This is a genomic window from Vibrio sp. 10N.261.51.C6, assembly GCF_041471785.1.
GTDB lineage: Bacteria > Pseudomonadota > Gammaproteobacteria > Enterobacterales > Vibrionaceae > Vibrio > Vibrio crassostreae_C.
Genome location: NZ_JBFRPB010000131.1, coordinates 1 through 9,213, shown reverse-complemented (window position 1 = coordinate 9,213; position 9,213 = coordinate 1). Strand labels below are relative to the sequence as shown.

The window sequence follows — 9,213 nt, the reverse complement described above, 5'->3', positions numbered from 1 at the left end:
GCATAGTTTTTGAAGTGCAATTTACACCTTAAGTGATTGGTTTAAATATATTTATCTTAAACCGGCAAAAGTAGATGATTTTCGAAATTAATTTCAATTAAGTGTTTCCACTTCAAGAACGACAACCTACCTACCGTTGTTTTACTGGCTTACGGCGGCGTTGTTAATCAAATCAGCTTGAAGATCAACGACACCATATGTAGCTAGCCGTTAGCTTCTAACGGGCATACCTAGTCCTATGACTTTGTTAATCGCTTTGACATTCGCCCACTTGAGCGTTGTAACATCTCAAGCTCAATTTATCGCTTGTTAGTCCTTTATATCGGGACATAGCAGTCTCAGATATTGAACGATAGTGATAACCAGACTCTGTTTTCCATTCCGATATTGTTCCATCTCTCAGAGCCATTACCGCTTTGTTTCTGAGATGACCGTCTTCCCAAAGAGCTGCATTCTTTCGAGGCGGTATTAACGGAGTACAGCCTTTATTTTTCAGAGTCTCGTGGCAATTTTTTGTGTCATATGCTCCATCGGCGGATACGGCAGCGACCTTTCTACGTAGTGGGTTGAGTAACGTCGGTAACACTTCACTATCGCCTACATTTACAAGACTGACTTCCGCACTAATCGCTTCGTGAGTATCCACATCCACATCCACAGCTAAGTGCAGTTTGCGCCATGTCCTACGTTTTTCTGTACCATGTTTTTTCACTTTCCACTCCCCCTCACCAAAGACTTTGAGGCCAGTAGAATCAATGGCTATATGGCGAATAGCCCCTCTCGATTTATTGCGATATTTGCCCTGAACTGTCTTCGAGCGTTTACTGATACAGGTGTAGTCAGGGGACGTTAGTGGAACATCTAATAGCTCAAAGATAGAGTCGATAAAGCCTTGAAGAGCACGTAAAGGAAGAGAGAAGATGCCCTTAATCATCAAGGCAGTTTCAATCGCTGTATCAGAGTACTGAAAGCCTCTCCCAGGCTTACCATGATGAGTTTTGCATCGCCATGCATCTACGGCTGAATCATCTATCCAGAATGTAACCGAACCACGTTTACAAAGAGCCTTATTGTACTCCGTCCAGTTAGTTATCTTCTTGTTTGCTTTACCCATATCACCACCATTCCAATCGTTTCAAATGATCAGATCACAGGACTTGGAAAAGGTTCAACTAATTTAGGCAACAACGCCGCGCACATAACTCTATCTATACCCACCGACAACGGATACCCAACTATTTGTAGAGCGCTCTCTTGAGCACTGAGGTTTTCCATTAGTTCTTGGTGATTTAGCATTAAGGCGTTTATTTCGTTGTTTTTTCGATGGTTTCTTCTTTTTTAAACGATTGGAGTAATTTGAAAAGGCATTAAAATAAGTTGAAATAGTGTGATAATCTTCAGCACTTAGCGAACCTAGTTGTGCCTTTTTGGTGAGAGTGGAAAACTCTATGACATACTGCTCATAAAGTGTCCTTTCTAACTTATGCTGTTGATAAAGCAAGTGAAGCTTCTTTTTAATAAAACGTAACTTTGTGATCGACTTGACTTTATTCATCTAGTTCTTCGGTGGCCTATATTACTCACAGAAAAATCTAACTCAATATCTAAGCTAGGGTGCACTCATCAAAGCGAAGCACAAATTGCGACAATACTATATTGAGTGATAATTCAGCAAGGTTTGGGACAAAAAAGCGACTTAGGAATTAGCCTAAATCGCCATGTTTTATATGATTTACATTAGATTGAGGGTTTGAATTGCTTCCACTACGATTTTCGTACGCGCACCTTTTCTAGGAGGAAAGTCTGCTACACGGAAGTAGGCCTCTATTAAGTGTTGCCATTCTGAGTCATGGTGCTCATCACTAGGCTCAAAGAGGTCTGAGTTATACAAGCATTCTTGCGCGATCATTGTAAGAACTACTTGATGGTGTTCGGCATCAAGTGCCCCTTCTCGGATGGGAACTATTTGATGTTCACCAAAGTATTCAGCAAGCTGTTTTGCATCAGATCTTGAACGAGTAAGCGAGCTAGCTATCTGTTTGTTCAAGCAAAAGAGTATGACTCCAAACAGTCTAAGTAATCGGTATCCGAATATAACGTTATCAGCTAGAGCTTGCCCATATGAGAGTTGTTGGTATACCTCTATGTACCTGACCAGTGTTTCCACTTCACGCAATGAGTTAATGATCGCTAGATCACACTAATTTAAATCTGGAACTAGCTGCGGAATGACGGTTGATCTTCAAATCGATCGACTTAAGTGTTCAAAAAACGTTCGCGATCTTACCCTGGAATTCCTCAGGGCTTCGCAGCGTTTAATCCTTATTTGTTAGGCTATCATCTTTTTTCTGTTTCATGTCTTCATGGATTTTATTAATCAAGGTAGTGGCGTCTTGCTCTGAAAACCCAAAATTAACTAATAGTTCTTTACCTCTTTGCAAAGTACTTTCTATATAAATGGAATCGGCATATTTAATCCCATTTTGTTTTAAAAACAATTCATCTTCCCTCGTATTTGTTTGTGCGTAAATATCTAAGTGTTCATATTGGGTTAATTTTAACGCAATCTCTTTGAGTAGTGACGAACTGGTAATCGAAATAAATGCTGCTTTGGCCTCGGTTAAACGGGCTTTATCTTGAATGCCACGATTAAGAATATCCCCATAATGAGCATTTAATCCCAATGACTTGCCTCTTTTTACACATTCATAGTCATTGTCAAAAGCGGTGTAACTAATACCTGCGCGTTCGGCTAATAAAGCAATTAAGCGTCCAACCTCATCTAGACCAATAATAATGAGCTCATTATCTAATATAGGGGTATTGTTACCGTCGGTTATTGTGCTAGATAAATACCGTTTGACAAGCTTGTTACCAAGGTTATTCATTAAAGGGGTGATGACCATACTGATACTGATAATAATAAAACCCACCGGTGCACTATGGGTATCTAACGCCCCTGAGGTAGTCGCTACGCCCAGTAACACAAAGGCAAACTCCCCGACTTGATTTAATGCAAAGCCGGTTTTAATTCCGATAGGCAAACCTTTGCCATCGATCACAGCCAGTACAATGAACACAATGGTTTTAACTATTAATACCGCTGATAGCCATAGCAATATATTGCCTAAATCATCAAAAATGATGTTTGGTTGTATCGACATACCAACGGCTAGAAAAAACAGGCTCATTAATACTTTTTTAAATGGCGACACAACTTCTTCTAGCATGAACTTAAAATCAGATGTGGATAACAGCATACCCAACACGAATGCCCCTAATGTTTCAGACATGCCAGCAGTGGTTGAAAGCCACACTGTTATAAAAATTGTCATATATAGGCATAACGAGAAACCTTCTTTGTTGTCGTTAAATACACAAATTTTTAAGCAAAAAGGCAATATATAACGAGCAATGAGAAAAATAGTAGCCAGTAAGCCGGTTGCCATCAGCGCGCTATAAAGTAATGAGTGGTCATGTGTGTTTTGTTGATGAGCTAGCATCGGGATTAATGCCATTATCGGCACAATACTCATATCCTGGGCCATCAAATTGGAGAAGATGTTTTTACCATGAGGGCTGTTTAGCTGCCTCTTTTCTTCAAGAAGGGTCATCACCACAGCTGTAGAGGATTGTGAGAATATCGCACCAATAACAAAACCAACTTCCCATGTTAAGCCGACTAGAGTACCCAGAAATGAAAATATGACCGATGTGATTAATACTTGCCCAATACCCTGGATAGCAATAGATTTTTTCATATTCCAAAGTTGCTTGGGTTTCATCTCTAAGCCAAGGGTAAATAGAAATAGCACCACACCAAAGTCTGCAATACTCTGAATTGCTTCAATGTTTGTTGCAGCAATAGGACCAGGAGTATTAGGGCCAAGTAAGATTCCGGCAACGATAAAACCCACGATGGTTCCCATACCTATACGGGAGAAAAAGATAACACTTAGGGTGATAATTGACAGAGCAGTTATTGCAGGAAGTAAATAAGTATCCATTTATATCTCATTAAATATAATGCGTATTTATCTTGAAAACTGGGGATGTAAATACACGGCACGAAAAAGTGTGCAAAGTCATTATAGGTGAGCAACATGACAAATCTAACTCGCATTTGATGGATTTAACCCGTCCATTGAACTCGCGGTAAAATCATCGAAATAAGCTAGTGATCTGAACCAGCGGAACTGGACTGTAGTGGATAAGTGAATTTGGCCACCTCCATGTCTGCTGGTCGCATGGTTGAAATACCTTAGAAAACCGAAAAGTCAGAGAGTGTTTTAGTTCGCAACTCACTTCTGTCCGTGCGACCTGAGGTCGTATGAAGCGTTGTTCACCGCTTAACGAGTGAACCATCTGTATCACCAGATGAACCTACGAGCCTGAATAAAGCAGCGGCTCGGACAATGTAACGAAACTTGGCCGTTGGGCTGAGTGGGAAAAGAATCGTGAGAGGACGTTCCTCCTGAAAACCACAATTCGGGTAAGTGCTAGGTAGTCAGTATGATGAACGTATGTGAATCCATTCAAGGTGCGTTATATGATGAAGCAGCGGAAGTGGTTAATACGCTGTGGCCAAAAGGCAATGAGAGTTGGAAAGAGGTTGGACAGTACTTTTTCGTGGTCGCCGTACTCTCCGCACTATAGTGGGCATCTAAGCTGACATTTTACGTAACATACGGAACAGGGTAAGCCTGTATCACTCCCTTTGGGAAAGCCTTTGTGGCCGATAGTGATGCAGGTATAGGAGGTCGGAAAAAGCGAAAGCTGCATTGTAATGATGCAGATACAGACTTATGTCTGATCACGAAAGTGAGCCCACTTCCGACTGGTCTCCCATTGCGAGAGAATTTGAAGAACTTTATTCAAGGAGAAAAGCAAATGGTGATCTCGAAAGAGATTAGTGCATCTTCTGACGGCGCTCAATGGCAGTCCATCGACTGGAAATCCGTTGAAGCACACGTATTGAAGCTTCAAATGCGTATCGCAAAAGCAACGAGAGAAAAGAAACACGGTAAGGTGAAGTCTTTACAGTGGCTCTTGACTCATTCTCGCTCAGCCAAGCTTCTTGCGGTTAAGCGAGTCTCTCAGAATAAAGGCAGTAAAACGCCTGGAATAGACGGTGTCATCTGGAACACAGATGCACGCCGTATGAAAGCAGTCAATCAACTGAGCCGCAAGGCTTACTCTGCAAAACCACTCAAACGTATCTACATCCCCAAAAAGAACGGTAAGCTCAGGCCATTGGGTATTCCATGCATGATTGATAGAGCGCAACAAGCCCTCCACCTTCTAGCATTAGAACCAGTGTCCGAAACGCTTGCCGACCTCAATAGCTATGGGTTTAGGCCAAATCGCAGTACGGCTGACGCCGTCAGTCAGTGTTTCAAATGTTTGGCTCTAAAGCGATCAGCGAAATGGGTTCTTGAGGGAGATATTAAGGCTTGCTTCGACAAAATCGGGCATCAATGGCTTATGGACAATATCACGGTAGATAAACGTATGTTAGAGCAATGGTTACAGTCTGGCTATGTGGATAAGGGTCTGTTCTATGATACCGATGAGGGTACACCTCAAGGTGGAATAATATCTCCAACCTTGATGCTAATGACTCTCGCGGGAATAGAGCAACAAATAAAATCTACAGCTCTGAAAATGGGTGCTAGGGCCAACTTTATTGGTTATGCGGATGATTTCGTGGTCACCTGCTCTTCAAAGGAAGTGCTAGTGAACGATATCAAACCGTTGATTGCTGGCTTTTTGGCAGAAAGAGGGTTAGCCCTCTCCGAAGAGAAAACGAAGATCACTCATATTGATGATGGCTTTGACTTTCTAGGCTTCAATCACAGGAAGTACAAAGGGAAATTGCTCATCAAGCCGAGCAAATCCAACACGTTGTTATTCTTGAGAAATCTACGAGAACTCATTAAAAAGCACGCAACCATCCCTGTTAACGATCTTATCAAGTTGATAAATCCGAAACTCAGGGGATGTGCGAATTACTATCGCCACTGTGTTGCTAAACAAATATTCGGGTATGTCGGCCACAAACTATTCCAAGCGCTATGGCACTGGGCAGTTAGACGTCATCCAACCAAGTCCAAAGACTGGGTTGTTCATAAGTACTTCCTCAATCGTAAAGGCCAGTGGCAATTTCACGGTTGGCAGAAAATCATGAACATGGACTGTCACTTCAATCTGTTCCAAATAGCGAAAGTGCCTATCGAAAGACACGTGAAAATTAGGAGTGCTGCGACCCCTTTTGACCCTCAATACCAAGAATACTTGGCGAAGAGAAAACCCAAAAGGCTAGCTCGTAACTCTTGGAACGAACCTGCTTCGACTGCTTTATAAGTTGCTGGGTATCAATGATGCCTTAGTGGAGGCTTGAGCCGTATGCAGTGAAAGTTGCACGTACGGTTCTTAGAGGGGCGGCACTTGGTAACAAGTGTCGTCTACTCGACAAAAACGTGTTTCAGCGGATGGTCAAGAAAAATCATAAATGCCTAGCGAGTAGTGAGCTGTGCGAGCGTCAGGAGTGGCTTTATTATTTTACTTTACCATCATTCCCTTAAATACCCTTTTGGCAGGATGATGGTCTTCACGCAGTGAGACCATCGCCTTGCTAAGCCTTCAGGGATAAAAAAGCGTACACACCATTATACATAGTATGTACGCTTTATAGATCCAAAAGAAGCATTGCCAGTAAGGGGCTGTCACTCACTCACACGCAAATAGACATATTTTTTACTGTATACTCCAACTGAGTAGGTTTTATCGTTGATGTCAAACGAATAACTTAAATGTATTCGATAACTCGAGCTAGATAGTTAAAGTCCCCAGAATCACCGTGGTAATTACGGTAAACATCGACACTGAAATATCTAGGTTGGTCCACTTGAATATGCTCAGCAATTCGCTGCTCGATGGATTCTAGAGTTTCACCTGTTTGCGAGTAAATGTATTTCTTGGTGGTCTTTTGTAGCTGGCGTTCTTTAGCTTCTTTGTGTGTGACGTAATTGTTCACGTCAACCCACTGACCAATGTAGTCAATCTCCACGTAGTCTGAATTTTCTTCAACCATGAACAACGCCGCTTCTTGTTGAACGTCGGCCAGTTGTAGCATGTCGTTATCGACTTTTTGCTGTTCCATTGAGGTCACATTTTGTGCCATGGCAGCGCTAGACGTTGCCATGATAAGTAGCGCTAAAGCTGTTTTATTCATTTTACGATATCCCTAAATTAAGGTAATTCTGTTACCCAAGGTTTGCCCTGAGTTGCTTTGTGATAACCATATTCGTATATGGTTAATAAATAGTGTTCATCAAACATGTCTTTGGTTCGTTTGGCGTAACCAAAGTCGTGCTCGATGTAAGTAAATTGCATATCAATGTTGTTGATTTCACAGATGTATTTCATTCGATATAAATCACCACGTGTTTGAGCAAGAGTCAGGCTTGATACGCTCTTTGCTACTAAATCTAGACCCTTATCTCTCAGCGAGTGGTACGGCGCTTTCAGTGCTCCATTTCGAATAACATCGAGCTGTGGTGGTTTTTCTAACCCAAGAGCATCTGAGATCTGCTGATAGTCGAAGTTAGATGGATTGAAAAATACTTGAGCGGCTAAACCACCATCGACGTGAAGTTCTTCATAACTTTTACCTTCGTACTTCACATTGATAAACTGCGGTGGGAAGACTCCAGGAATAGAAGCACTTGCTGCTAAAACCTTATATATAAGTTCAGACTTATCTGGCATGTCACTATTTGCAATTGCGCCCACATTCCAAATGACAAGCTCTCCAGAATCAAAGTGTGTGCTACCAATAAACAAACGCTTACCGTTGCGGTGTCGCGCAGCAATTTGCTCGATCATCGGTTCAGGGAACGCCTGAGCGATAAATTGATTCAAGTTTTTACCGTCAGTAAAAGCATCTTTAAACACGGTGTTTAAAAAGTTCTTTTTGCCGAGCACTGATTTGTCATTGATGTTTAACATCACCTCCTTCATCTTCGGAAATGCATCTCCGCCGATGAATACAAATGGTGCCATTAGCGCTCCTGCACTGATGCCAGTAACTATTGAGTAGTCTTTCAATTGGCCAGATTCTTCCAGCCCTATCAAAATACCGGCTCCAAAGGCTCCGTTCGCGCCGCCTCCTGACAAAGCTAAGATATTTAGTTGCTCACCTGACACTTTAATTGGCGTTGTTTGATCGATTGGAGAGTATAAGAAGTCTGGGTTCTCACTCGCCCACATACGCAATGGCTCTTTTACTGATATCGCTTCTTCTACAACCACTTCTTTGTAATTGTCTTTGTGTACGCGTACATCCAACGTGTGGGGTGAGCTACATGCCACTACAAGTAATGACAAAGCAACGGTAAAACCCGAGGAAATTAGACGGTTCATAATTAGGCTCATTTAATGTTCTCTAAAATGATTCAGAAACTCTGTTTAATCAAAAGAACAGCTATAAACAGAGAAGTTAATAAATAGGGATAAAGTGAAGTCCGTCTCTTTCTGGGAGTAATATAGCTAGGTTTAGTCTTAGCTCGTAATCTCGTTTGTAGGATGCGACCCATCGAATAGGTACACCCTCCACCACTATCGGAGTTAAACGCTCTATCCGATTTTGACCACGTTGAAATCGTGGGTAGGCTCTACAAATTCATATTGTGCATTGATTGTTTGTAGCTCCCAAGTGCCATAGCTTTTAGTTAGCTCCAACACACCATAGACCGCGTTATTTGCATGTCGGAATGCAGCTACGGGAGACATTCTCTTTATTAACCCTGCGGTAAACAGGCCAGAGATAAGGTCACCGACACCAACCGGTTGTTGAGCAAATTCAATGTTCGGTCGTTGGGCTAAATAACATGCCTTTTTCGTTGCTAAAATCATACTGAACGCGTCATCGGATAATGAGTGAAGATGCTTCACGAGCACCATCTTTGGACCAAGCTCCAATGCTTTCTTACATGCTGTAACCGCGTCATAAAGGGAGAGGATTTTAATGCCGGTCAATTCACTTAGTTCAAATTGGTTTGGCACTATAACATCGGCAATAGGAAGCAAGTGTTTAGTAATGGCGGTTCTAACGCCATCCTCAACGATACAACCTTTATCTGGGTCACCCATTACAGGGTCACAAACATAGAGTGCACTGTGGTTCTTTTCTTTAACTAAATTAACCGACTC

At 42.0% G+C, this 9,213-nt stretch carries 8 protein-coding genes and 1 pseudogene; 2 read left to right on the top strand and 7 right to left on the bottom strand.

Annotation, left to right across the window (positions count from 1 at the left end):
- Nucleotides 1–210: 210 nt before the first annotated feature.
- The 4 genes and pseudogenes from AB4375_RS21510 to AB4375_RS21495 form a co-directional block, all read right to left on the bottom strand.
- Nucleotides 211–1,114 (bottom strand): annotated as a pseudogene (locus tag AB4375_RS21510) (IS5 family transposase).
- A gap of 90 nt (nucleotides 1,115–1,204) precedes the next feature.
- The gene (locus tag AB4375_RS21505) at nucleotides 1,205–1,555 is read right to left on the bottom strand and encodes a hypothetical protein (RefSeq protein WP_017069615.1); all 351 of its coding nucleotides are present in this window, start codon (nucleotides 1,553–1,555) and stop codon (nucleotides 1,205–1,207) included.
- A 177-nt stretch (nucleotides 1,556–1,732) separates the two neighbouring features.
- Complete coding sequence (locus AB4375_RS21500) at nucleotides 1,733–2,047, bottom strand: hypothetical protein (protein WP_241823397.1); 315 nt, start codon at nucleotides 2,045–2,047, stop codon at nucleotides 1,733–1,735.
- Nucleotides 2,048–2,315: 268 nt separating this feature from the next.
- Nucleotides 2,316–4,007 carry a cation:proton antiporter gene (locus tag AB4375_RS21495; RefSeq protein WP_372052496.1) on the bottom strand — a complete coding sequence of 564 codons (1,692 nt, stop codon included), beginning with the start codon at nucleotides 4,005–4,007 and terminating at the stop codon, nucleotides 2,316–2,318.
- 505 nt (nucleotides 4,008–4,512) lie between these two features.
- Here AB4375_RS21495 and AB4375_RS21490 point away from each other — a divergent pair.
- Nucleotides 4,513–4,656 (top strand): hypothetical protein, encoded by a 144-nt coding sequence (locus tag AB4375_RS21490; protein WP_162497971.1) that lies wholly within the window; start codon nucleotides 4,513–4,515, stop codon nucleotides 4,654–4,656.
- A gap of 234 nt (nucleotides 4,657–4,890) precedes the next feature.
- Entirely contained in the window at nucleotides 4,891–6,363 is a 1,473-nt protein-coding gene (gene ltrA / locus AB4375_RS21485) for a group II intron reverse transcriptase/maturase (protein ID WP_372052494.1), read from the top strand.
- A gap of 445 nt (nucleotides 6,364–6,808) precedes the next feature.
- Here the strand turns inward: ltrA and AB4375_RS21480 are convergent, their stop codons facing one another.
- From AB4375_RS21480 to pdxY, 3 genes are all read right to left on the bottom strand, one after another.
- Nucleotides 6,809–7,234 carry a hypothetical protein gene (locus AB4375_RS21480; RefSeq protein ID WP_017060059.1) on the bottom strand — a complete coding sequence of 142 codons (426 nt, stop codon included), beginning with the start codon at nucleotides 7,232–7,234 and terminating at the stop codon, nucleotides 6,809–6,811.
- Nucleotides 7,235–7,251: 17 nt separating this feature from the next.
- A complete protein-coding gene (locus tag AB4375_RS21475) occupies nucleotides 7,252–8,424 on the bottom strand; it encodes a patatin-like phospholipase family protein (protein WP_017060058.1) in 1,173 nt (390 codons plus the stop codon).
- Nucleotides 8,425–8,637: 213 nt separating this feature from the next.
- On the bottom strand, nucleotides 8,638–9,213 hold a 576-nt coding region (pdxY, locus tag AB4375_RS21470), incomplete at its 5' end, for a pyridoxal kinase (protein ID WP_372052493.1).